This window comes from Microbulbifer sp. Q7 (assembly GCF_001639145.1).
Classification (GTDB): Bacteria; Pseudomonadota; Gammaproteobacteria; order Pseudomonadales; family Cellvibrionaceae; genus Microbulbifer.
In genome coordinates this window covers 1,263,686-1,286,821 of the sequence record NZ_LROY01000002.1, presented here as the reverse complement: position 1 = coordinate 1,286,821, position 23,136 = coordinate 1,263,686, and the positions used below count along the sequence as shown (strand labels likewise).

21 protein-coding genes are annotated in these 23,136 nt (G+C 58.4%); 15 read left to right on the top strand and 6 right to left on the bottom strand.

The window, feature by feature from the left end:
* Window positions 1-8: 8 nt before the first annotated feature.
* Window positions 9-563 carry a sigma-70 family RNA polymerase sigma factor gene (locus AU182_RS11035; protein WP_066964923.1) on the top strand — a complete coding sequence of 185 codons (555 nt, stop codon included), beginning with the start codon at window positions 9-11 and terminating at the stop codon, window positions 561-563.
* A 40-nt stretch (window positions 564-603) separates the two neighbouring features.
* Complete coding sequence (locus tag AU182_RS11030) at window positions 604-969, top strand: hypothetical protein (protein WP_153039212.1); 366 nt, start codon at window positions 604-606, stop codon at window positions 967-969.
* A 150-nt stretch (window positions 970-1,119) separates the two neighbouring features.
* Here AU182_RS11030 and AU182_RS11025 read toward each other — a convergent pair whose 3' ends face one another.
* Complete coding sequence (locus AU182_RS11025) at window positions 1,120-1,617, bottom strand: LEA type 2 family protein (protein ID WP_193754332.1); 498 nt, start codon at window positions 1,615-1,617, stop codon at window positions 1,120-1,122.
* Window positions 1,618-1,893: 276 nt separating this feature from the next.
* On the opposite strand from AU182_RS11025, the gene AU182_RS11020 reads away from it, so the two are divergent.
* Window positions 1,894-2,817 carry a 2OG-Fe(II) oxygenase gene (locus tag AU182_RS11020; RefSeq protein ID WP_193754331.1) on the top strand — a complete coding sequence of 308 codons (924 nt, stop codon included), beginning with the start codon at window positions 1,894-1,896 and terminating at the stop codon, window positions 2,815-2,817.
* Window positions 2,810-3,808: a mechanosensitive ion channel family protein gene (locus AU182_RS11015; protein WP_082859377.1), complete on the top strand. Its 999-nt coding sequence runs from the start codon at window positions 2,810-2,812 to the stop codon at window positions 3,806-3,808. Before AU182_RS11020 ends, AU182_RS11015 begins: the two co-directional genes overlap by 8 nt.
* 14 nt (window positions 3,809-3,822) lie before the next feature.
* On the opposite strand, the gene maiA is transcribed toward AU182_RS11015, so the two are convergent.
* Entirely contained in the window at window positions 3,823-4,458 is a 636-nt protein-coding gene (gene maiA / locus AU182_RS11010) for a maleylacetoacetate isomerase (RefSeq protein WP_066964916.1), read from the bottom strand.
* A 340-nt stretch (window positions 4,459-4,798) separates the two neighbouring features.
* Here maiA and AU182_RS11005 point away from each other — a divergent pair, with 340 nt between their 5' ends.
* The 5 genes from AU182_RS11005 to AU182_RS10985 all read left to right on the top strand — a co-directional run bounded on the left by AU182_RS11005 (window position 4,799) and on the right by AU182_RS10985 (window position 11,412).
* Complete coding sequence (locus AU182_RS11005) at window positions 4,799-5,320, top strand: MarR family winged helix-turn-helix transcriptional regulator (protein WP_082859376.1); 522 nt, start codon at window positions 4,799-4,801, stop codon at window positions 5,318-5,320.
* 98 nt (window positions 5,321-5,418) lie between these two features.
* Window positions 5,419-6,618, top strand: coding sequence for an amino acid aminotransferase (locus AU182_RS11000; protein ID WP_066964913.1), 1,200 nt, complete (start codon window positions 5,419-5,421; stop codon window positions 6,616-6,618).
* Window positions 6,619-6,798: 180 nt separating this feature from the next.
* On the top strand, window positions 6,799-8,169 hold the full coding sequence (locus AU182_RS10995; protein ID WP_066967978.1) for a class II 3-deoxy-7-phosphoheptulonate synthase: 1,371 nt from the start codon (window positions 6,799-6,801) through the stop codon (window positions 8,167-8,169).
* A gap of 46 nt (window positions 8,170-8,215) precedes the next feature.
* A complete protein-coding gene (locus tag AU182_RS10990) occupies window positions 8,216-8,896 on the top strand; it encodes a glutathione S-transferase family protein (RefSeq protein WP_066964910.1) in 681 nt (226 codons plus the stop codon).
* 299 nt (window positions 8,897-9,195) lie between these two features.
* Window positions 9,196-11,412 carry a M3 family metallopeptidase gene (locus AU182_RS10985; RefSeq protein ID WP_066964907.1) on the top strand — a complete coding sequence of 739 codons (2,217 nt, stop codon included), beginning with the start codon at window positions 9,196-9,198 and terminating at the stop codon, window positions 11,410-11,412.
* Window positions 11,413-11,544: 132 nt separating this feature from the next.
* Here AU182_RS10985 and AU182_RS10980 read toward each other — a convergent pair whose 3' ends face one another.
* Complete coding sequence (locus tag AU182_RS10980; protein ID WP_227718226.1) at window positions 11,545-13,125, bottom strand: amidohydrolase; 1,581 nt, start codon at window positions 13,123-13,125, stop codon at window positions 11,545-11,547.
* A 251-nt stretch (window positions 13,126-13,376) separates the two neighbouring features.
* Between AU182_RS10980 and AU182_RS10975 the strand changes: the two genes are divergently transcribed.
* Entirely contained in the window at window positions 13,377-13,583 is a 207-nt protein-coding gene (locus AU182_RS10975) for a DUF2905 domain-containing protein (protein ID WP_066967973.1), read from the top strand.
* A 6-nt stretch (window positions 13,584-13,589) separates the two neighbouring features.
* Here the strand turns inward: AU182_RS10975 and AU182_RS10970 are convergent, their stop codons facing one another.
* Complete coding sequence (locus AU182_RS10970) at window positions 13,590-14,072, bottom strand: Lrp/AsnC family transcriptional regulator (protein WP_066964901.1); 483 nt, start codon at window positions 14,070-14,072, stop codon at window positions 13,590-13,592.
* Between the two features lie 417 nt (window positions 14,073-14,489).
* Here AU182_RS10970 and AU182_RS10965 point away from each other — a divergent pair, with 417 nt between their 5' ends.
* Window positions 14,490-18,014 (top strand): indolepyruvate ferredoxin oxidoreductase family protein, encoded by a 3,525-nt coding sequence (locus AU182_RS10965; protein WP_066964898.1) that lies wholly within the window; start codon window positions 14,490-14,492, stop codon window positions 18,012-18,014.
* 96 nt (window positions 18,015-18,110) lie between these two features.
* Here the strand turns inward: AU182_RS10965 and AU182_RS10960 are convergent, their stop codons facing one another.
* Window positions 18,111-18,827 carry a ChrR family anti-sigma-E factor gene (locus AU182_RS10960; RefSeq protein ID WP_066964895.1) on the bottom strand — a complete coding sequence of 239 codons (717 nt, stop codon included), beginning with the start codon at window positions 18,825-18,827 and terminating at the stop codon, window positions 18,111-18,113.
* Window positions 18,828-18,833: 6 nt separating this feature from the next.
* Window positions 18,834-19,454: a sigma-70 family RNA polymerase sigma factor gene (locus AU182_RS10955; protein ID WP_082859375.1), complete on the bottom strand. Its 621-nt coding sequence runs from the start codon at window positions 19,452-19,454 to the stop codon at window positions 18,834-18,836.
* A 247-nt stretch (window positions 19,455-19,701) separates the two neighbouring features.
* Between AU182_RS10955 and AU182_RS10950 the strand changes: the two genes are divergently transcribed.
* From AU182_RS10950 to AU182_RS10935, 4 genes are read left to right on the top strand one after another with little or no spacing between them, the layout of a single operon-like run.
* The gene (locus AU182_RS10950) at window positions 19,702-20,142 is read left to right on the top strand and encodes a nuclear transport factor 2 family protein (RefSeq protein WP_066964892.1); all 441 of its coding nucleotides are present in this window, start codon (window positions 19,702-19,704) and stop codon (window positions 20,140-20,142) included.
* A gap of 53 nt (window positions 20,143-20,195) precedes the next feature.
* Complete coding sequence (locus AU182_RS10945) at window positions 20,196-20,987, top strand: SDR family oxidoreductase (RefSeq protein WP_082859374.1); 792 nt, start codon at window positions 20,196-20,198, stop codon at window positions 20,985-20,987.
* Window positions 20,984-22,264, top strand: coding sequence for an NAD(P)/FAD-dependent oxidoreductase (locus AU182_RS10940; RefSeq protein ID WP_066964889.1), 1,281 nt, complete (start codon window positions 20,984-20,986; stop codon window positions 22,262-22,264). Before AU182_RS10945 ends, AU182_RS10940 begins: the two co-directional genes overlap by 4 nt.
* Entirely contained in the window at window positions 22,264-23,022 is a 759-nt protein-coding gene (locus tag AU182_RS10935) for a DUF1365 domain-containing protein (RefSeq protein WP_066964886.1), read from the top strand. Before AU182_RS10940 ends, AU182_RS10935 begins: the two co-directional genes overlap by 1 nt.
* The last annotated feature ends 114 nt before the right edge of the window (window positions 23,023-23,136 follow it).

Here is a 23,136-nt window from a genome sequence, read left to right as displayed (position 1 = left end):
TACCACCCATGGACCTCAATGATGAGGATCTGATCAGGCGCGTCGTCGAAGACGGGGACCAGCGGGCTTATGCCCAGCTGGTTCGTCGCTATCAGTCACAGCTGCGATTCTCGCTCCGCCAGCTGTGCAATGGCGATCAGGGTCTTGCCGACGACATGGCGCAGGAGGCCTTCATCAAGGCCTACAAGGCGCTGCCGGCGTTTCGTGGGGATGCGCGCTTCAGCACATGGCTGTACCGCATCGCCTACAATCTGGTCATGAGTCACAAGCGCAAAAATACGCCCGAGGTGGATCAGGAGGCGGTGGACCGCGCCCAGGCCCAGGAAAGTGTCGAAGAAGCACAGCAACTGGGCATGGCCAGAGACCTGAATTCGGCAATGGGGGAATTGAGTGACGCCCAGCGACAGGCGGTGCATCTGTGTATGCAGCGCGGCTTTTCCCACGAGGAAGCGGCCACAATTATGAAATTGCCGCTGGGCACGGTAAAATCCCACGTTAATCGCGCAAGGGCCAAATTGCAGTCGTTACTGCAGGCCTGGCGGGAGGAGGTAGTCAGTGGCTGATTCAAGAAATTCCACAAGTGATACAGCAGGTATTCCAGGTATGGTAATCAAAGGCGGTGTTGTGCACTCTGAGTCCGGTGTTATCGGTGGTGACTCGCCAGATTTTGACACCTGGCTTTCTCAGCAGCTGCAGTTCAACGAGCCTCACCTGGACGATGACGGCTTCTGTGAGCGCGTGATGGTGGATCTGCCGCCCGTGCCGGCGAAGCGTTCCGAGCGTCGTGCCACGCGTTACCAGTATGCGGCGGTGATCGCGGCATCCGCTATCGTCTGCTGGCAGTTCCCGTTGCAGGAAGCGCTGGCTGCCATGGCCGAGCAGAGCATTAGCCTGTATAGCTTGGTAGGGCTGGGTATTCTCAGCTCCGTGGCGGCCATGACCGGCGGTATCGTAGCCGCGCGTCGATAGTCTCGCGTCGATAGTCTCGCGTCGATAGTCTCGCCGCCTTTTTGTGCCTTTCCTGACCCGGCTGGGTTGGCATTTCGCCGGCCCAGCCCGTGTCCCTTCCCTGACACCGTCTTCTTTCCCCGCCCGCCGTGCCGCTCTCTTGGCGCGGTATCAGCGCTGGTATTGCCCCAGTTGGATCTCCCCCCGCTTGGATACCCGAATCGCGGGTAGCAGCGATGCCTTCAGCCCCAGCTTGGCCTCCAGTTCATAGGGCACGGTATTGCCCTGCAACCGGATCAGTTCCGCCGCCGCCATAAAAGACCCCATAAGGTTCGCAGACGCATCCACGCTGATGGCTTGCTGCCCGTACGCCGGCACTACCGGCAGGGTATTGGAGGTGCCGGTCACGACCTTGTGCCCGGCCAGCTTAAGCGTGTAGTAGAGGCCGGAGAGCGCGAGGTCCGTGTTGTTGGGGTTGAATACACGCAGGTGGATACGAAAGCGCAGGTTGCCACTGCGATCGCCGGGCAAGGGTTCCAGCGCGGTAAGTTGCACATCCGGTTTTTCAAAGCCCGGTGACAGGGTGGCGCAGCCGGTCAGTGCCAGGACGGGAGCCAGGAAAGGGATCAGGAGCGCACAGAGCGCGTAGCGGCGGAGTGAGCGGATCAAGCGGGTCACCTTGTTCAGCGGTCGTCGAGGGCCGGTTTGGCGTGTCGTTAAAAACCAAGTCTAGCGGAATCGCATTCCGGTGCTATCCATTCTTGGCGAGTTGGCATTCCCTGCCCAGACTGGTGGGTAGACACCGGTAGTGACAGTGGGTTCAACGCTGGGATGGGGTGCTCAGTGGCAGCACCTGGGCCGCGCGATAGGGCAGAGGGGGCGGACTATACTCAGTGCGCGAGTTGGCCCCGCAGCATGGGCCGGGCGAGAGCAAAGGAGTGTCTTGTGGAATTTACAGAGCTTCAGCCTGACTTGAAGCAGTGGATGCAGCAGGCCGTGGAGCGCGGCCAGTGTCAGGCGAATGTGATGGATGCACTGCTGAAAGCCGGGTACCAACCCTCCATCGAGCGTGCTGTTGAGCAATGTATTGCGGCCTATTCAGCTGGCGGCAATGTGGCTGCAGGTTCGGGTGCCCAGCCTGATGCTGGCACTACTGCAGTCACCCCGCCTCAGGCTGCGACAGAGGAGGAATATGACGGCAGTCGCTTTTGCTTGTTTCATCCGCAAAAGAACCTGTACGACCTCGGGGACCAGCAGGTGGAAGTTCTGCTGGCGATGCAGCGACCGAATGTGGTGCTGTTTGGCAATTTGCTGTCCGAGAGTGAGTGCGATGCGCTGATTGAGCTATCACGCCCCAGGCTCAAGCGCTCACGGGTAGTGAATTCAGAAAGCGGCACCTTCGATCTCGGTGACGTAAGAACCAGCTCTGGCACCTATTTTGAGTCGCGCGCTACCCCTTTGATCGCCGCCATTGAGGCCCGTATCGAGCGTTTGCTGGGTGTGCCGGAGAGTCGTGGTGAGCCAATACAGGTGTTGCACTACCAGGAGGGGGCAGAGTATCGGCCCCACTTTGATTTCTTTAACCCCCAGAAACCCGGTAATCAGAAAGTACTGGCGCGTGGCGGCCAGCGTGTGGGCACTCTGGTGATGTACCTGAACAACGTGGAGGCCGGCGGTTCTACGGTGTTCCCCAAAGTATCCCTGGATGTGATGCCCAAAAAAGGGTGCGGCCTGTTCTTTTCGTTTGCCAATGATGAAGGAGAGCTTGACCGCCTGACGCTGCATGGTGGCAGTCCGGTGATTGCGGGGGAGAAATGGATCGCCACCCGGTGGCTGCGCCTCCACGATTACCGGGTAAGCGATGCCTAGCTGGCCGCTGCAAGCGAATCCGCTGGGCCAGAATAATCAGGACGGCGCGGATAAGGCCAAGGAGCTTGCCGATGCCCTGGAGCTGGCAAAGGTAGAACCCTCCTCTCTGTCCCACGTGGTCGATACGGTGATGGCCTCCCTTGATGGCATCTGGGAAGGCTTCCTTGCACACATCCCTTTTTTCATCGCCAGTGTTTTGATGCTGGTGCTGACATGGATTATCGCCACCTTCGTGGGAAAGGCCGCCCGTCGTTTCGCGCGGAAAACCACGCGCAAACCGTCGCTTCAGGATTTACTGGTTCGCCTGACACGCATCTTCATCTGGGTGCTGGGAGTGCTTATCACCGCGATGGTACTGTTTCCCGGCCTCACACCGGCCAAGGCCCTCGGCGGGCTCGGGCTGCTGTCGGTGGCGGTGGGGTTTGCCTTCAGAGATATTTTTGAGAATTTCTTCGCCGGGATACTGATTTTATGGCGGTTTCCGTTTGAAGCCGGTGATGTGATCAAGTGTGAAGGCGTGGAGGGCAGGGTAGAAGCGGTAGAGGTGCGCAACACCGCTATTCGCCGAACCACCGGAGAGCTGGTGATCGTGCCCAATCTGTTTTTGTTTAAAAATCCCTGTGAGATTCTCACGGACCGAAACAAGCGGCGTATTACCATTATTGCCGGCATCGCCTATGGTGAGGATGTCTCTACCGCAGTGGAGGTGATCAAGGCCGCCGTCGGCGAATGTGAAACCGTCAAAGAGGATGAGCCGATACAGATATTCCCTCAGGGGTTCGGCGACAGCAGTGTTGATATTGAGGTCACCTGGTGGGCCGGGTCTACCCCCTTCGAGGAGCGTCGCTCACGTGGGGAAGTGGTAACGGCCGTGAAACGTGCGTTGGATGAGGCCGGTATTGAGATTCCGTTCCCCTACCGGACGCTGACCTTCAAGGAGCCCCTGACATTGTCGGGCGAGGTGCCAGGGACTCCTGAACGAGAGCGGTAGCGGCGGGTGTGCCGTTAAACCGTACTATCTGGCTGATTTTCCGGGCGCGCCTGTTCAAATGCCGGTAGCGCGGCGCAGGCGTTGGCAATTTTCGCAATGCGAGGGTACTGGTCCAGCGCCACGCCGAACCGTTCGGCATTGTAGATCTGCGGAATCAGGCAGCACTCGAACAGGCCCGGTGCATCGCCGTTGGCAAAGATGTCTCCCTGTCCATCCAGCTGCGTTTCCAGCGCCGCGAAGCCACCATCGATCCAGTGGCGAATCCACATAACCTTCTGTTCATCACTGGCGCCCAGTTCGGACTGGATGTATTTCAGCACACGCAGGTTCTGTACGGGTTGGATGTCGCAGGCCACGTTGTAGGCCAGCGCCCGCACCCGGGCGCGCGCCAACGGATCACTTGGCAGCAGGGCGGGTTGGGGGTGTTGCTCGTCGAGCCATTCCATAATCGCCAGGGATTGGGTCAGCACGTGCCCGCTGTCGATCAGTGCCGGTACCAGCCCTTGCGGGTTCAGGCTGCGGTAGTGGGGTTCTTTTTGCTCTCCCTTGAGCAGATTTACCGGATGGTAATCGTATTCCAGTCCCTTCAGGTTGAGCGCAATGCGCACGCGATAGCTGGCGGAAGAGCGAAAATAACCGTGGAGTTCCATATTTATTGCATCCTGTGCGGTTCGGGGCGCAAATTGTTTGCGTCAGTGGTCGCGCGGCCTGACAAAATCCACGTCAGGCACCGTATAATGTGCTGCCAATTTTTCTGAGTGGGTGACCAGCTTGCTCAGGCTGGTTCGATGCGTGGTCACTGGAGTTCTTCACATCTCCCTTCCTTTCCGGAGTTGGCGACCCGGCCATCGTGCTGGCAAAAAATCCTGCGGCAGTGGTTACATTTGAAACCAATTTTAGTTACATTTAAAAACTGGTACAACCCATTCCCCGCCCAGTGCAAAGAGTGCAAAGAGGGCAGGCGAATGAAAAGCAGGCAACAAAACCGCGATGACAATTGATAACACCACTAGCGACAAGACTGAGCTTTCCGACCCTATGGATGCGGTGCGCCCGGACGATCTGCGTCTGGAGAAGTTCCTGCCTTATCGTCTTTCTGTTTTGTCCAACCGGGTAAGCAACGCGATTGCGGATGCCTACAGCGCGCGTTTCGACCTCACCATTCCCGCCTGGCGTGTCATGGCCATTTTAGGCCGTTTCCCGAACCTGTCCGCTGCGGATCTGGTCGAGCAAACGGCGATGGACAAGGTGGCAATCAGCCGTGCGGTGTCGATTCTGATCAAAAACGATTACATCACCCGCAGCGAAGACCTCGCGGATCGCCGTCGCCAGGTGCTCAATCTTTCGGATCTGGGCCGGGACGTGTACGAACGTATTGTGCCGCTGGCGCAACAGTATGAGAACGACCTGATGGGCTCGCTGTCGGCGGACGAGCGCAACCAGCTCGACAGTATTATTGAAAAGCTGATGGCGCGCGCGCAGGACTGGGCCAATCGCGGCCTGATCGACTGATCTCCGGTTCATCTGCCATTCTTATCCCATCTTTCTGACTTGACCATTCACTGCTCGATGCGTTGTGAGCGCATCGGCGCGAATTACCAGGAGTTTCCATGTTTGACCACCTGAAGAGCCTGCCCGCAGACCCCATTCTGGGGCTTCTCGCCACCTACCGTGCGGACGATAACCCCAACAAAATCGACCTGGGGGTGGGTGTTTATAAGGATGAAGCGGGGCATACCCCGGTTCTGCAGGCCGTCAAGGAAGCGGAAACCCGCCTGTTGCGCGGTGAGGAGACCAAGGCATACATCGGTCCGGCGGGAACCCCTGGGTTCAACAGCGCGATGCAGGAACTGGTGCTGGGTGCCGGCCACCCCGCGTTGGTTGGCAACCGCGTGCGCTCTGCACAGACGCCGGGGGGCTGTGGTGCCCTGCGTGTTCTGGCTGAGTTTTCCGATCGTGCCAAAGCGGGCGCCACCATCTGGGTGAGCGACCCCACCTGGGCCAATCACGTGCCCCTGCTGGGCAATGCCGGCTTGGAGATCAAGAGCTATCCCTATTACGACCGCGCCACCAGCAGCTTGCAGTTCGACGCGATGGTGGAAACCCTGAAGCAGGTCGGTGAAGGTGACCTGGTGCTGTTCCACGCCTGCTGCCACAACCCCTGTGGAGCCGACCTGACTCGCGAGCAGTGGAAGGTGCTGGCGGAAATGGCGCAGAAGCAGGGTTTCACCCCCTTCATTGACATGGCCTACCAGGGCTTCGGTGACAGTCTGGAGGCCGATGCTTACGGCCTGCGTCTGATGGCGGAATCGGTGCCGGAGATGCTGGTCGCCGCATCCTGCTCGAAAAACTTCGGTCTGTACCGCGAGCGGGTCGGCCTCGCCATGGTCATTTACAGCGACGCGGCGGCCGCCGATCGCGGTCAGAGTCAGCTGCTGAATGTGGTGCGCGGCAACTACTCCATGCCACCCAATCACGGTGGCGCCATTGTCGAGTCCATCCTCACTGACGCGGGCCTGCGCGCCAACTGGGAAGCGGAGCTCACCGAGATGCGCGAGCGCATCAATAGCCTGCGCAGTGGTGTTGTGGAAAGTTTGCGGGATGCCGGCGCCGCGGGCGACTTCAGTTTTATCGAAAAGCAGAAAGGTATGTTCTCATTCCTGGGAATTACCCCGGAACAGGTGCATAAACTGCAGCAGGATTATTCCATTTACATGGTAGATTCCAGCCGTATCAGTATCGCTGGCCTGAGCCAGAGCAACATGGCGTACTTCTGCAAGTCGGTTGCGGAAGTGCTCGACGCCGGATAACGGCGCTCTGCATTCCCGATTCGAAACGGCGGCCCTGGGACCGCCGGTGAAATTGCTCCCAGACTCTGTGCCGCCAAATTGGCGGCACAGACCGTTGAATCTGATTTCGAGCCGCATATGGAAGTTGAGGTAAAAGTCCCCGTGTCCCAATCCACCAAGCCGTCCCAAGAGCCTGAACCCCTGGTAAAACCTTGGGACCCTTCCAGCTGGCGCAAACTGCAAGCGCACCAGCAGCCCCGCTATCCATCCCTCGATGCCGTGGAATCCGTTGAGCGAGAACTTGCCGATTACCCGCCGCTGGTGTTTGCGGAGGAGGCGAGGGAGCTGCGCCGCCAGCTGGCGGAAGTAGCGCAGGGTAAGGCGTTTTTATTGCAGGGTGGCGACTGCGCAGAATCCTTTTCCGACTTCAATGCCAACCGTATTCGCGACACCTTCAAAGTGTTGCTGCAGATGGCGGTGGTACTCACGTTTGCCGGCAACCTGCCGGTGGTGAAGGTCGCGCGCATGGCCGGGCAGTATGCCAAGCCGCGTTCGGCCGACATGGAAACCGTGGATGGTGTCGAGCTGCCGAGCTACCGGGGCGATATCATCAACGGTATCGACTTTTCTGCGGAAGCCCGCGTACCTGACCCCAGGCGCATGCTCACCGCCTACAACCAGTCCGCGGCCACCCTCAACCTGCTGCGTGCCTTTGCCCAGGGGGGGCTGGCCGATCTGCATCAGGTGCATGCCTGGAACCTGAGCTACCTGGAAAACAACCCGCAGCGAGACCGCTATGCGCAGCTGGCAGAACGTCTGCAGGATGCGTTGGAGTTTATGGCGGTGTGCGGCGTCAACTCCGCCAATACACCGGCCATTCGCGAGACAACACTGTTCACTTCCCACGAAGCGTTGTTGCTGAATTACGAGCAGGCGCTCACTCGTACCGATAGCCTGACGGGCAAATGGTACGACTGCTCCGCCCATATGCTGTGGATCGGTGAGCGCACTCGCCAGCTGGATGCCGCGCATATTGAATTCCTCGCCGGGGTGTGGAATCCCATCGGGGTCAAAGTGGGGCCGGGTATGGCGACCGATGAGTTGATCCGACTGATTGATCGCTTGAACCCGAACAATGAGCCCGGTCGTTTGACCCTGATTACCCGCATGGGCGCCGATACCCTGGGCGATAAACTGCCCGCGCTGGTGCGTGCGGTGGAAAAGGAAGGGCGCTCTATTGTGTGGAGCACCGACCCCATGCACGGCAACACCGAAAAGGCATCCAGCGGCTTCAAAACCCGCAATTTTGATAACATTCTGCGGGAAATCCGGGATTTCTTTGCGGTGCACCGTGCCGAGGGCACACACCCTGGTGGTATTCACCTGGAAATGACCGGGCAGCACGTCACCGAGTGTACCGGCGGTGCCTGGAAAATTTCCGACGAAGATCTCGCCAGTTGCTACCGCACCCAGTGCGACCCGCGACTCAATGCAGACCAGGTGCTGGAGCTCGCCTTCTGTATTTCTGAAATGCTGCGCGACGGCCGAAATGGTACCGGCGGCAAGGCATAAACAGCTTAACGCCAAGCAAACCATTAATTGGGAGAGGGAGACCAGGATGTATCAACTGTTTATCGGCAACAAAAACTATTCGTCCTGGTCGCTGCGCCCCTGGCTGCTGGCCACCGAACTGGAAATTCCCTTTGAGGAACAGCTGGAGCCCTTCGACGAGGGCGGCAGCTGGAATAAATTCCGCAAATTCTCCCCAACCGGCCTGGTACCGTGTCTGGTCGACGGCGATACCACTGTTTGGGAATCGCTCGCCATCACCGAATACCTGTACGAATCTCATCCGCGCGTCTGGCCGGAGGACAAGCAGGCGAGAGCCTGGGCGCGCTGCGCCGCTTCCGAAATGCACGCCGGCTTTTTCGCCCTGCGTAACCAGTGCAGCATGAACTGTGGGGTAACGGTGTCGCTGCATCGCATCGACGACGCTCTGCAAAAAGACCTGGATCGCATCGACGAGCTGTGGCAGCAGGGACTTTCCCGATTCGGCGGGCCATTTCTGGCGGGGCGGGAATTCACAGCGGTCGATGCGTTCTTCGCACCGGTCGTCTTGCGCCTGAAAGGCTACCAGCTCTCCCTCGGCAAAGAAGCGATGGACTACTGCGAGCGCATTCTGGCGCTGCCCGGTATGCAAAGCTGGGTCGAGGCCGGAATCAATGAACCCTGGCGAGAAGTGACTCACGATGAGGAGCTGCTGGCGGTGGGCGATATCGTGGAAGACCGGCGCGTTTGATTTCACCTGAGCACTGAATCTGTTGACGTGCTGGCGGCGGTGCGACAACGCCACCGGTACTATGTGTCCAGCAGTCTAAAACTATCCACTTAATAAGCCGTTATCGAATGACGCTAAAAACCTGTCCCCACAAAATACTCCGTAAAGTTGATCAGTGCCGGGGGAATGTGTCGCGAGAGCGGCACCTGGCCGATAAAGCTGCGGCCTTGTGCCCGCATCGTAGCGATCTCGCTTGTCGCTGGGGTACACTCCGGGCAGCTAAAAATTTAATAATTTCATGTCACGAGAGGATCTACTCAATGCGTCAAACACTGATCGCAATGTCCATCGCCGCGGCGCTGGCCGCCGCCGCTGGCTGCAGTAAAGAAGCAGAAAACGTACAGGCGGCGAAGCCGGCAGAGCAAGTGGTGGCTTCTGCCGAAGTAGTCGCAGATGTCGTAAAAAATAATGCGCTGCTGGCGGAGTGGAAGGGCCCTTACGGTGGTGTGCCCGCATTCGACAAGATGAAGGTGGAAGATCTGAAGCCGGCGCTGGAGTACGGCATGGCGCAGAACCTGGCAGAAATCGACGAGATTGCCAACAACCCGGCGCCGCCGACCTTTGCCAACACCATTGAAGAGATGGAGCGCAGCGGCAAGGCACTGAGCCAGGTGTTCACCTACTGGGGTATCTGGAGCGGCAACATGTCGACCCCGGAATTCCGTGCCGTGCAGGCGGAAATGGCGCCGAAGCTGGCAGCTTTCAGCTCCAAGATCATTCAGAACGACAAACTGTTCCAGCGCGTAAAGGCTGTCTTTGATTCCCGCAACAGCTCTGACCTTACCGCGGAGCAGAAGCGCGTGGTTGAGCTGGTATACGATGAGTTCGCCACCAATGGCGCGACGCTTTCCGGTGAAGACAAGAAGCGCTATGCAGAAATCAACAACCGCCTGGCCGAGCTGCACACCAAGTTTGCCAACAACGTGCTGGCCGACGAAGAAGGCTACGATATTTTCCTGACCGAAGACCAGCTGGCGGGCCTGCCGGAGTCCTTCGTCAAAGCCGCCGCCTCTATGGCGGAAGAAAAAGGCCAGAAGGGCAAGTACGCAATCAAGAACACCCGCTCTTCCATGGATCCGTTCCTGACCTATTCCGAAGACCGCGCGCTGCGCGAGAAGGTGTGGACCAACTACTACAGCCGTGGCGACAACGGTGGTGAGCACGACAACAACGCGATCATTGCCGAAATTCTGCAGTTGCGTGATGAGCGTGTTGCACTGCTTGGCTTCGATAACTACGCCCAGTGGCGCCTGCAGAACCGTATGGCGAAAAACCCGCAAAATGCCATCGCGCTGATGGAAGCGGTATGGCCGGCAGCCGTAGCGCGGGTTCACGAAGAAGTCGCTGATATGCAGGCGGTGGCTGATGCGGAAAAGGCCGGCATCAAAATCAAGCCGTGGGACTACCGTTTCTACGCAGAGAAAGTGCGCAAGGCGAAGTACGACCTGAACTCCGATGAAGTCAAACAGTACCTGCAGCTGGACAATCTGCGTGAAGGCATGTTCTACGTTGCCGGTGAGCTGTTTGACTTCAGTTTCAGCCCGGTGGAAGAGGGCAGTGTGCCGGTTTTCCATGAAGACGTGAAAGTCTGGGAAGTGACGGACAAGACCAGCGGCGAGCATATCGGCCTGTGGTATCTGGACCCGTTCGCCCGCTCCGGCAAGCGCTCCGGTGCCTGGGCAAGCATGTACCGCGATCACACCACCTTCGATGGCAAGGAAACCGTACTGGCTTCCAACAACTCCAACTTTATCAAGGGTGCACCCGGTGAGCCGGTGCTGGTGAGCTGGGACGATGCGGAAACCTTCTTCCACGAGTTCGGTCACGCGCTGCACTTCCTGGCGTCCAACGTGAGCTACCCGACCCTTAACGGCGGCGTGCGCGACTACACCGAGTTCCAGTCCCAGTTGCTGGAGCGCTGGTTGAGCACCGATCCGATCATCGACAATTACCTGGTGCACGCCAAAACCGGTGAGCCGATTCCCGCAGAGCTGGTGGCGAAGATCAAGAAAGCAGCCAACTTCAACCAGGGCTTCGCCACCACCGAATACCTGGCGTCCGCGCTGGTGGACATGAAGCTGCACACTACCGACCCGAAGGGTATCGACCCGGACAAGTTCGAGCGTGAAACCCTGAATGCACTGGGCATGCCGTCCGAGCTGGTGATGCGTCACCGCACCCCACACTTCGGACACATCTTCTCCGGTGAAGGTTACTCCGCTGGTTACTACGGTTACATGTGGGCCGACGTGCTGACTTCCGATGCTTCTGAAGCCTTCGCTGAAGCAGAAGGTGGTTTCTACGATAAGGAAGTGGCCGGCAAGCTGGTTAAATACCTGTTCGCACCGCGCAACGCCATTGACCCGGCAGAAGCTTACCGTCTGTTCCGTGGTCGCGATGCGGGTATCGAGCCGCTGATGCGTGACCGTGGTTTCCCGGTGCCCGGCGAAGAGGGTACAGCGTCCGCTGGTGAGTAAACGGTAGCCCGGTACCTAAAGTAGTACCCAGGGTTCCACAAAAAAAGCCGCGTCCCGAATGGGGCGCGGCTTTTTTTATGGATATGGGATGGTTGTGTGACGGTTGCGTAATTGACGTTACCGTCTTACCTACTATTCGCTGCGCGCAAATACCCGTTCTCCCTCTACCCAGGTTTCCAACACATTGGCTTGCCAGATTTCCTGCGGGTCGATGGTGAAGAGGTTGCGATCGAGCAGGATGAAGTCGGCAAACTTTCCGGGTTCCAGACTGCCGATGAAGTTTTCCTGGTGACTGGCGTAGGCCGCGTCCAGGGTAAAGGCGCGCAGCGCTTCTTCCAGTGTCATGGCTTCTTCCACCAGCCAGCCTTTCTCCGGGGCTCCCTGACGATCGCGCCGGGTGACCGCGGCGTGCAGGCCGAAGAGGGGGTTAACCGGCTCTACCGGGAAGTCGGAACCCGCCGCCAGTTTGGTGCCCTGGCTGAGAAATTTCCGCCAAGCATAGGCACCTTCGAGACGCTGTTCACCGAGGCGGTCGCCGGCCATATTCTTGTCGCTGGTCGCGTGCACCGGTTGCATCGAGGCGATCAGGTTCAGTGATGGGAAGCGCTCAATGTCGTTGAGGGTCAGCACCTGCGCATGTTCGATTCGGTGGCGGAACGGTTTCTGGTCCTGCTTTTTGTTGAGGGACTGCAGAATCTCCAGAACGATGTGATTGGCGCGGTCGCCGATCGCGTGCACGTTTACCTGGAAGCCGTTGTCCGTCGCAAGCTGCATCTGTTTGCTCAACTCACTTTGCGAGTAAATCAACAAACCTTTTTCCTTCGGGCGATCATGGTAGGGCTCCAGCAGCGCGGCCCCGCGGCTGCCGAGCGCGCCGTCGGCATACACCTTAATGCTGCGCACGTAGAGTTTTTCATTCGGGGCACCCACATGACCTGCGCCAAGCAGTGCGGGCAACTTCGGGTCGTCGGAAGAAATCATCGGATACACACGCAACGGTATCGCGTCTTCGGCGGCAAGGGCGCGGTAGGCCTTCAGGGTTTGTTCGCTGACACCGGCGTCGTGTACCCCGGTGAGCCCGAGGGACAGCGCCAGTTCGAACGCCGTGGTGAGTGCCGCTTTTTCCTCCTGCAGGGTGGGTTGCGGGACGACACCCTGGATAAGCCCCATGGCGTTATCAATGAGCACGCCGGTTGGCTTACCTTCTTCGTCGCGAATGATCTCGCCGCCGTCGGGGGCCTTCGTGTCCGCGGTGATACCGGCAAGTTTCATGGCGGCGCTATTGGCCCAACCTGCGTGCCCATCGACGCGCTGCAGCCAGATTGGCTGGTCGATATCCAAGGCGTCGAGCTGTGCGCTTGTGGGAAACTGCTTGCCACGCCAGAGCACCTGGTTCCAGCCGCGTCCGATCAGCCATTCGCCCGGTTGCTGTTTGCGTGCAAACTGCTTGATGGCGTGGAGGGTTTGCGGCAAATCGAGACCCCGCAGGTCCAGCTGTTGCTGTAGCCTGCCCAGCCCAAGCACATGACCGTGGGCGTCGATCAGGCCTGGAAGTAGCAGCTTGCCGCCGGCGTCGATGGTTGTCGCCTCAGGGTATTGCTTGCGCAGTTGGGCAAAATCGCCGGTGGCCAGGACCTTGCCCTCATCGAATACCAGCGTATTGAACTGTTCCAGGCGGTGTTCGCTGGCCTGGTAGCCGTCGAAGTTGTGCATCAGGGTTGTGGCCCCAAGTTGCCATGAGGCAAGCAGGGTGCCCAAACTAACGAGCGTAGGTAAGAGGCGCATAATTATTAGCCTTGTATCAGCGTCTATCGAAGGGTCTCTTCGATGGTAACAGTGGAGCTTGCGGCTGCCAATTTAGCCGCCGCCTGCCGGAATACCGGATGCGGGTTACACTGCAAGACGTACAGAAATGTTCTGGAGCTTATAGGTGCCAGGAGTATGGTGCCGGGAGGATGGTGGCGATGGGACGCTGGTTGATCGTGGCTGGCTGTGTGCTGATCGTAGTGGGGTTGGCGCTGAACTATGCGCCTTGGCTGGTGAACTGGTTTGGGCGGCTGCCCGGTGATATTCGGATCGAGACCGAGCGCAGCCGCTTCTATTTTCCCATTGTTTCCATGATCATTGTCAGCGTGGTGCTGAGCCTCATCCTGAGCTGGTTTCGCCGCTAGCGCGTATTATTTTTCCAGCAATTGATCGAGGGGCAGCTCAGTCCGGTAGCGCACCTGCTTCAGGGAGAAGCTGCTTTTGATGTGGTCAATGCCGGGCAGCTCGGTCAGCTTTTTATCCAGAAACTCTTGATACGCATGCAGATTGGGCACCACCACCCGCAACAGGTAGTCGAAGTCTCCGGTCATCAGGTAGCACTCCATCACTTCCGGCCACTGGCCGATGGTGGACTCAAAGTGCTGCAGCTCTTTCTTCACCTGGTGGTTGAGGGTCACCTGGATAAACACGCTCACGGGCAGGCCCACTTTGTCCGGCTCCAGCAGGGTGACCGCGCGCTTGATAAACCCCTGTTCGTGCAGGTTTTTGACGCGGCGGGAGCAGGGCGACGGTGACAGGTGGACTTTTTCTGCCAGCTCGATGTTGGGAATGGTCGCGTCTTCCTGAAGAATTTCCAGAATGTGCTTGTCGATGGCGTCCAGTAGATAGGCCATAGGGTTACCCGGTGTTCCTGATTTTCTTGTTCACAATGGCGAGCCGTGCAGGCAGCGTGCTGCTGGTCAGGTGCGTTGAGGCTGCCGATTACCGTAGTTAGGAGGATAACGGATGTGACCAGTTAATAGCACTGGTTCACAGGACTTTTCGCAGCCATTTCTGCCGTACGGTTATCCCGCGACGATTTGATAAATATTCTCAACTAATCGCTTTCAGTTTCCAATTATTGCAGAAACCTGCCCAGATGTGGTGGATTCTTTCTGTGTTTCGCCAATTTCATGGTGAATTTGGTATGACCTGCTTGGTGCGCCGGTGATAGTTTACCGGCAACAACAAAATAACACCGGAGTCGGCTGCCGGGGCTGTGGTCAACCGTAGTCACCCGTGCGCCACACTGAGCGAGAAGGTTCTTATTTATGGCGATGGTCGAATCGGATCAGGAACTGGGCTTTGACCGGGAGTACTCCCTCAAGGCTGCTTTCACCCGGGATACCGGACGGGTTTTCCTCACGGGCATCGATGCGCTGGTGCGCCTTCCGTTGATGCAAAAGCGGCTGGATGAGAACGCCGGGTTGAACACTGCCGGCTTTATCTCCGGTTACCGGGGTTCTCCCCTGGGCGGTTATGACCAGACCTTGTGGCGGCACAAGAAGCTGCTGGCGGAGCGGGATATTCATTTCGAACCAGGCATCAATGAGGACCTGGGCGCGACCAATATCTGGGGTACCCAGCTGCTCGACCACTACCGCCGGCAGGCCACTCGCGATGGGGTCTTTTCCATCTGGTACGGCAAGGGCCACGGGGTAGACCGCAGTGCCGACGTATTCCGCCAGGCTAACATCCAGGGCACCTCGAAGCTTGGTGGTGTGTTGGCCCTGTGTGGCGATGATCACACTGCCGAATCCTCCATGTTTTCCCACAACACCGATCAAATTTTTGAATCGGTGATGATGCCGCTGCTGTTCCCGGCCACCATTGACGAATACCTGACCCTCGGCCTCGCCGGCATTGCGCTGTCGCGCTTCTCCGGGCTGTGGGTGGGCTTCAAGACCATCACCGAAACCGTCGAATCCGGTGCGTCCATTGTGGTGCCACCGCTGCCGAAATTTGTATTGCCGGAATCGTTCCCTGTTCCGGCCCACGGCCTCAATTACGACCCGCATCTCAACTGGCCGGCAGAGCGTATGGAATACGAGCGCCGCATGCTGGAGGAGCGCCTGCCGGCGGCGAAAGCCTTTGCTTACGCGAACGGGCTGGATAAAACCATTGTGGACGCGCCGCAGAAGCGGTTTGGTATTGTCACCGTGGGCAAGGCGCACGGGGACCTGCTGGAAGCGCTGAAGCTTCTCGAATTAAGTGAGCAGGATCTGCGCGACGCCGGTATCTCCATCCATAAGGTCGCCATGAGCTGGCCGCTGGAGCCACGCGGAATGAGCGAGTTTGCCCGCGGTATGGAACGCATTTTGGTGGTGGAAGAGAAACGCCCGCTGGTAGAAGACCAGATGAAAAATCTGTTCTACGGCTGGGCCGACAGTGACCGCCCGAAAGTGGTGGGCAAGAAGGATCTGGAAGGTAACGACCTGCTGCCGGCGATCTGGGGCTTTGGCCCCGACCAGGTGGCGAAGGCCATCGCGCGTTGGCTAGCGGACACCGAACTTGCGGCGAAGCTTATACCCCTGGCGGAAAAGCTGGGTAGCGATGTGCTGCAAAAAGCCACTGGCCTGCTTGCCCGCGAGCCCATTTTCTGCGCCGGCTGCCCGCATAACAGCTCCACCAAGTTGCCGGAAGGCAGTACCGGCAGTGCCGGCATCGGCTGTCATATCATGGCGCTGGGTAAAGGGCTGCGCACCGATACCTACTCGCACATGGGCGGCGAGGGCGCGCACTGGGTGGGGTTGCACCGGTTCTCCAGTGACAAGCATATTTTCCAGAACATGGGAGATGGTACCTACAACCACTCCGGCCTGCTGGCGATTCGCCAGGCAGTGGCAAGCAGCATCAATATCACCTACAAGATCCTGCTGAATGACGCGGTTGCCATGACCGGCGGCCAGCCGGCAGACGGTGAAGTCACTGTGCCCACCCTGTCCCGGCAGTTGCTGGCCGAGGGCGTAGGGCAGGTGTGCCTGGTTAGCGAAAATCCGGACCACTGGCAAGAAAATCGCAACCTGCTGCCTGCAGAGCTGCAGATTTTCCACCGCGATGCCCTGGACGATGTGCAGCGCAAGTTGCGCGACACCGCCGGTGTTACCGCCATCATTTACGAACAGGTGTGCGCGGCAGAAAAACGACGCCGGCGCAAAAAAGGGCAGATGGTCGATCCCGCCCGTCGCCTGCTGATAAACCATCGCGTGTGTGAGGGCTGTGGCGATTGCAGCGTGCAGTCCAGCTGTATCGCCGTGGAGCCACTGGAAACTGAATTCGGCCGCAAACGGCAGGTGAACCAGTCCAGCTGTAACAAAGACATGCGCTGCGCCGATGGCTTTTGCCCGAGCTTTGTCAGCGTTGAGGGCGGCGAGCTGAAAAAGCCGGCATTGAAATCGCTTGCGGAATCCATCGATGAAGCGAGCCGCGGCCTCATGGATGCGCCCAAGCCACAACTGGATCAGCCGTTGAGTATTCTGGTTGCCGGCATCGGTGGCAGCGGTGTGCTTACCGTTGCGGCGTTACTGGGCATGGCCGCGCATCTGGAAGAGAAGGGCAGTACCACGCTGTATTTTACCGGCCTCTCACAAAAGAACGGTGCCGTGGTGGCGCACGTGAAGGTGGGCAACACGCCGCAGGACATTACCACCGCGCGCATTCGCGATGGGGCCGCGGACCTGTTGCTCGGGTGCGATATGGTGACGGCTGCCGCTCAGCGCGCCAAGTTTGCCAGTGGCAAAATGAAGGCACTGGTTAATACCGCAGAAGTACCTGTTGCGGCCTTTGTGCGCAATAACGAGCTGGCATTTCCTGCGGAGCAGACCGCTCAGAGCATCGAGAGCGTGGCCGCGGAATATTTTTCCCTGGACGCGAATCGCTATGCGGAAGCCCTGTTCGGCGATACGGTCGCCGCCAACCTGATGATGCTGGGGTATGCCTGTCAGCAGGGGTTGCTGCCGGTTTCCCAGGGCGCGATTGAGCGTGCGGTGGAGCTCAATGGCGTGGCGGTGGCAAACAACCTGCGCGCATTCCGCGCGGGCCGGTTGCTGGTGGAGAACCCGCAGGCGATCAACCAGCTTCTGAGCCCATCCCAGGTGGTGAAATTGGTGGAGCCGCAAGAGAGTGCCGAGCAGCTGGTGGCGCGGTTGGCGAAGGAACTGAGCGAATATCAGAGCTCGGCGTATGCGCGTCTTTTCACCAGCGCGATCGAAAAACTGATGCGTGCGGAACGCAGGCTGCCAGGTACAGGGGATACCCTTACGCGCACCGCTGCCCATAGTCTGTTCAAGGCGATGGCGTACAAGGACGAGTATGAGGTGGCCCGCTTGTACAGTGGTGCCGCGTTCCAGCGCCAGCTACGAGAAACCTTCACGGGCGATTACAAGCTCAAGTTTTTAATGGCACCACCGCTGTTGGCGCGGCCCGACGCCGGTGGCCGTGTGCGCAAGATCGCGCTTGGCTCCTGGCTGGCAAATGTATTGCCGCTGCTGGCCAAGGGTAAGGTGCTGCGCGGTACGCCGCTGGATCTGTTTGGCTATACCGCGGAGCGGCGCCAGGAGCGACAGTGGGCGCGTGAAGTGCGTGCGTCTGTACTGGATGTGGCCGCGGCCCTTGGTGCCGGTAACCTGGAGCAGGCGAACGAGATGCTCGCACTACCACAGCAGGTGCGCGGCTACGGTCATGTGCGTGCGGCAAAATATGAAGCCATTCTGCCGCGCTGGAAGGCGCTGCGCGCGCGCTTCCAGGATGGTGATAGCGGCAGCCCTGTGGCGGTGGACGGTATTGTCACTGGATAGCTACAGACTGGCTTGGTGTAAAAAAAATCCCGGATAGGCTCCGGGATTTTTTTTGCGCTGGTGCACCACTGGTGACAGTCTCAGTATGGGTGCCGGTTAACTCGGTCTGATCGACAGAAACGGGTTGATCAGTTTGCCCCAGAAACCGGTGAGGGCAACCGGTGCTTCCACCACGGACAAGCACAGGCACTCCTGGTTCTGGGTGGCCGTCGGGCGATGGACCTCGCCCGGCTCGCGCACCAGAAAGTCGCCCGTGGAATAAACGCCTTCGGCATCCGAGAAGCTGCCATACAACACCATGGTGATTTCTTTGCCACGGTGATCGTGTTCGGCCACCTTGCTGCCTGGCGCAATACGGTGGAACGCCACCTCGTGTCGGTTTTGTCCGGTGGTCAGGCGGGCCTCTTTCAGTCCCTTGGAAAGCCGACGCCAGGGCAGTACCGGGTTGGTGCTGAGGAGTTTCTCAACAACCGGAGGTACGCTAGCAAAAATCGGGTCGCGTTTGGCCTTGCGGCTGCGAGTGCGCGCTGCCGTGGTTTGGCGTTCCCCAACCTGCTGGGCCGCAGGGCTCGCGTCAGTGTCCTCTTCAATGCGCGCCATCAACCGCTCAAAGCTGTCCGCGGGTGTTGGCGCAGCAGTGACCGGTTCGCTGGCTGCCAACAGGGTGCCACCGATACCATTGAGTAATTTCATCTGGGCCGCGCATTTCGGGCAAAGCTGGATGTGCGCCGAAACCACCAGGCTGTGAGCCCAGTTCAGGCTGCCGCTGGCGTATTCCAGCATCATGTTGCTGTCGGGATGGTGATGAATCATGGCTCCCTACCTGACAATTGTGTTTTGGAGTTTCTTGAGGGCCAGTCGTACCCGGGATTTTACCGTGCCCAGGGGCAGACCAAGCTCTTCCGAAATTTCACTGTGTGATTTACCTTCCATATACGCTTTTTCAATAACATGGCTCTGTTCCGGCGGTAGCTCCTGCATACCGTCAGCGACTGCGCGCTGACTCCGGGATTGCTGCAGGTATACCAGCGGTTGATCGTCCTGGCTGTCGTCCCAGATGTCTTCGACATTGAGACTGTCATCCGTGTCTGGTTGCCGCCCTCGGCGGCGCATTGCATCAATGCGGCAGTTACGCATGATGGTGAATATCCAGGTGCTGGCAGCGGCCTTGTCCGGATTGAAGCTCGGGGCCTTGCGCCAGACGCGAAACATGACCTCCTGCACCAGCTCGTCGGCGGCCTCTGGCGCCGAGCTCTGGCCGCCACGGCTGAACTGGAACCCCTTGATAAGAGGGGCAAAGTGGGCAAAAAGGCGCTCGAATGCCCGGCGGTCGCGGTGCTCGCCCACTTTCACTAGGAGACTGCTCCACTCGTCGTCTCTTGTCTGCTCTGAAGCCTGCACGATTTTTGACTCGCTGTTTCTGCGTTCCGTTGTCAACATTGTACCCTCATCACTGTACCGGTACTGGCCTCTTGCGCGAATGGATTTGATGTGTGTCAGGGCGGTTTACGCTGAGTACCTCAGGTTGGATCAACACAGAACCCGTTTTTGACGGATTTGGCTTGTCGGCTTAATTGTCGGCGGCGGAAGGTAATCTGAATGATGACCGGTGGCGTATTTCAGACCGTCCATTCATTAACTACCGTTCGAGGCCCATGCTCGAGTCGGTGAACACTATGGCGGCACTATGGCAGCATTGGTAAAACGTATAAAACTCCTGTATTCCGACTTTTTGGCGGCAGATCCCGACTCGATCGCTGAAGTTTACGCAGAAAACGTGGTTTTCTCGGATCCGGTGCACCGCATTGAAGGACTTGCCAGCATGCAGGCGTATTTCGCCGGCGTGGCCCAGAACCTGCGGGAGTGTCGATTCGAGTTTGACCAGACACTGGTGGATGGGAGCACCGTCAATCTGTGGTGGACCATGCACTACCGGCACCCTCGCCTCAGTGGAGGGGCTCCGCTGCAGCTGCGTGGCGCCTCCCTGCTGAGCCTCGACCTGGAGACCGATCGGGTGCTCACCCATGAAGACATCTACGACCTTGGCGCCATGGTGTACGAGCAGGTGCCCGTGCTGGGTGCGGTGTTGCGCTATGTGAAGCGCGGGATTGCGGAGAGTGGTGCATAACATGACCGGTAATGGGTTGTCGCCCAGGGCGTACAGGGAAATAGGAGGCTGCTGTGTCCAACGCAATTGAACCGTCGGTGAAAAAGACTATCTGGATCACCGGAGCGAGCTCGGGTATCGGTGAAGCGCTGGTACGGGCACTGGTGGGGGAGGGGCACTTCGTCATCATCAGTGGCCGCAACCGCGAGGCCCTGCTCAAGGTGCAGCAGTTGAATCCCAAGTTGATTCGCGTGTTGAGTTGCGATGTAGGCGATGATGCCTCCATGGCAGAGGCGGGGACTGCCCTGCGTGAAATTACGGACCAGCTGGATACCGTCATCGCCGGCGCCGGTACCTGCGAATACGACGATGGGCTGACACTGGATATCGAAAGCTATCGGCGGGTGTTCGATGCCAATTTTTTCGGTGTCGTAAACACCCTGCGCGAGGCGCTGCCGTTATTGACCAACGCGCGCTCGCCTATTTTTGCGGCGGTGGGCAGTCTTTCATCGGTGGTAGGCTTTCCGCGTGCGGAAGCCTACGGTGCATCGAAAGCGGCGCTGCAGTACTTCATGGATGCATTGAGAGCGGATACGTCCCAAGTACCATTGCGCACGGTATTGATCCGGCCCGGATTTATCGATACGCCGCTGACACAAGAGAATGATTTTGACATGCCATTTTTGATGTCGCCGGACGAGGCAGCACAGCGTATTCTGGCCGGGCTCAATGGCAACAAGGCGGTCATTGATTTTCCCCGGCGCCTGAGCTGGCCGCTGCGTATACTGGGTCTGTTGCGGCCCATCTGGTTTGGTGTGTGTGCACCGCGTATGACAAGAATTAAAAAGTTGAGGAAAGGTGCATGAACGTCGCCATTATTGGTAGTGGTATTTCCGGGTTGACCGCTGCTTATCTGCTGAATCAGCAACACGAGGTCGCCTTGTTTGAGGCAGACCATCGCCTCGGTGGCCACACGGCCACCATGGATGTCATGGAGGGCGGCAGGTTGCTGCCGATCGACACCGGGTTTATCGTGTTCAATGACTGGACCTATCCCAAGTTCATTAAATTGATGGGCGAGATCGGGGTGGAGTCACAGCCTACGGATATGGGTTTCAGCGTATCTCGCCCAAAATGCACCGACACTGGCGCGCGCGAGTTTGAGTATGCCGGCAATAATTTTAATTCCCTGTTTGCCCAGCGGCGCAACTTGCTGGACGGTGGTCACTGGCGGATGCTGAAGGACATCGTGCGCTTCAATCGGGATGCGGTCACCGACTGGCAGCGGGGGGATCTGGGCTCGTCGATGACGCTGGGGTCCTACCTGGAGAACAATGGCTACTCCGCGGAGTTTTCATCCCGCTACCTGATTCCTATGGGGTCGGCTATCTGGTCTGCGAGCATGTCCAGAATGCTGGACTTTTCCGTGGATTTCTTCATTCGCTTTTTCTACAACCACGGGTTGCTCAATATCTTTAACCGTCCCCAGTGGCGAGTGATTCAGGGAGGCTCGCGCAGCTATATCGAGCCACTCACCCGCAGCTACGCTGACAAAATCCATCTCTCCTGTCCGGTACAGAAGGTGGTGCGCCATGCGCAGGGCGTGACGCTGGAATATCGCGATCGGAGCGGACAGCTGCAGCAGCGAGAATTTGATCAGGTGGTATTTGCCTGCCATTCCGACCAGGCGCTGGCGATTCTGGGTGACGCCAGCACGCAGGAGCGTGAAATCCTCGGCCAGATACCCTACGAGAAGAATTCTGTGGTTCTGCACACGGATACCAGCCTGTTGCCGCGCCGACAGAGTGCCTGGGCCAGCTGGAATTATCGACTTCAGGGCGAGCACGACCGCTTGCCGGTGCTGACCTATAACATGAATATTCTGCAGCGGCTGGAGGCGGAACAGACCTATTGCGTCACCCTGAATGCCGATGATGCGATTGATGAGCAGAAGGTGATCGGGCGGTACGAGTATGCGCACCCGCAGTTCTCGGTTAATGGTAATCAGGCGCAATCGCGTTGGGGTGAAATAAACGGCAGCAACAAAACCTGGTTTTGCGGCGCCTACTGGGCCAACGGTTTCCATGAGGATGGTGTGGTCAGTGCGGTCCGGGTAGCCAAGGGCCTGGGGGTCGATTTCTGATGCGCAGCGGCCTCTACACCGGGTGGATTCAGCACCGGAGATTAAAGCCTCGCGAACACAGCTTTCGCTATCGCGGGTTTATGGTGTACGCCTTTCTGGATGAGTTGCCACACATTCTCTCTCAGTCCTGGCTCTGGTCGTCGCGACGCGGAGCGCCCGCACGCTTCTGCCGCGAAGACTTTTACGGTGATCCGGGTATCCCTTTGGACAAGGCCGTGCGCGATCGTGTGTTTGAGGAAGTCGGAGTGCGCCCGGGTGGCCCCATTGCGCTACTCGCAAACTGGCGCTATTTCGGTTACAACATGAATCCCATCAGTGTGTATTACTGTTTTGATCACGCCGGTGAGCAGGTCGAATATCTTCTGGTGGACGTGCACAACACGCCATGGAATGAGCGACACGGCTATGTGTTGGATATGGTGTCACAAGGGCGCGTGCAGCGTGCAGAGTTCTCCAAAACCCTGCATGTCTCGCCGTTTATGCCCCTTGAGCAGAGCTATCAATGGCGCAGTACGTTACCGGGGAAAGCGCTTACCGTCAGCATACGTTCGGTGCAGGACGGCGAGCGGGTGTTTGACGCCTGTATGCACCTGCAACGGGAGGAAATCACTGCGGCCACGCTCCGCAGTAAGCTGATCCAGTTTCCCATGCATACCGTAAAAATCATCATGTCGATATACTGGCAGGCGCTGAAGTTGTTTATCAAGCGCATACCTGTTCATACGCACCCGGAAAAGCGTCAGCTTCCCGGTGAGTGATCGGTGTCGCCAATACCTGTTAAGAGTAAGAACAATTTTTGAGTTGGAGAGCAGTTGATATGAAGCCAGGATACAAGTCGGTCGCAATTGCTGGAGCGGAAACGCACACCGCTG

Coding starts and splice junctions, on each gene's coding strand:
- AU182_RS11035 (WP_066964923.1), top strand. CDS start 9: ATGGACCTCAATGATGAGGATCTGATCAGGCGCGTCGTCGAAGACGGG.
- AU182_RS11030 (WP_153039212.1), top strand. CDS start 604: ATGGTAATCAAAGGCGGTGTTGTGCACTCTGAGTCCGGTGTTATCGGT.
- AU182_RS11015 (WP_082859377.1), top strand. CDS start 2,810: ATGCCTAGCTGGCCGCTGCAAGCGAATCCGCTGGGCCAGAATAATCAG.
- maiA (WP_066964916.1), bottom strand. CDS start 4,458: ATGGAACTCCACGGTTATTTTCGCTCTTCCGCCAGCTATCGCGTGCGC.
- AU182_RS11005 (WP_082859376.1), top strand. CDS start 4,799: ATGACAATTGATAACACCACTAGCGACAAGACTGAGCTTTCCGACCCT.
- AU182_RS11000 (WP_066964913.1), top strand. CDS start 5,419: ATGTTTGACCACCTGAAGAGCCTGCCCGCAGACCCCATTCTGGGGCTT.
- AU182_RS10990 (WP_066964910.1), top strand. CDS start 8,216: ATGTATCAACTGTTTATCGGCAACAAAAACTATTCGTCCTGGTCGCTG.
- AU182_RS10985 (WP_066964907.1), top strand. CDS start 9,196: ATGCGTCAAACACTGATCGCAATGTCCATCGCCGCGGCGCTGGCCGCC.
- AU182_RS10980 (WP_227718226.1), bottom strand. CDS start 13,125: ATGCACAACTTCGACGGCTACCAGGCCAGCGAACACCGCCTGGAACAG.
- AU182_RS10975 (WP_066967973.1), top strand. CDS start 13,377: ATGGGACGCTGGTTGATCGTGGCTGGCTGTGTGCTGATCGTAGTGGGG.
- AU182_RS10970 (WP_066964901.1), bottom strand. CDS start 14,072: ATGGCCTATCTACTGGACGCCATCGACAAGCACATTCTGGAAATTCTT.
- AU182_RS10965 (WP_066964898.1), top strand. CDS start 14,490: ATGGCGATGGTCGAATCGGATCAGGAACTGGGCTTTGACCGGGAGTAC.
- AU182_RS10960 (WP_066964895.1), bottom strand. CDS start 18,827: ATGATTCATCACCATCCCGACAGCAACATGATGCTGGAATACGCCAGC.
- AU182_RS10955 (WP_082859375.1), bottom strand. CDS start 19,454: ATGTTGACAACGGAACGCAGAAACAGCGAGTCAAAAATCGTGCAGGCT.
- AU182_RS10950 (WP_066964892.1), top strand. CDS start 19,702: ATGGCAGCATTGGTAAAACGTATAAAACTCCTGTATTCCGACTTTTTG.
- AU182_RS10940 (WP_066964889.1), top strand. CDS start 20,984: ATGAACGTCGCCATTATTGGTAGTGGTATTTCCGGGTTGACCGCTGCT.
- AU182_RS10935 (WP_066964886.1), top strand. CDS start 22,264: ATGCGCAGCGGCCTCTACACCGGGTGGATTCAGCACCGGAGATTAAAG.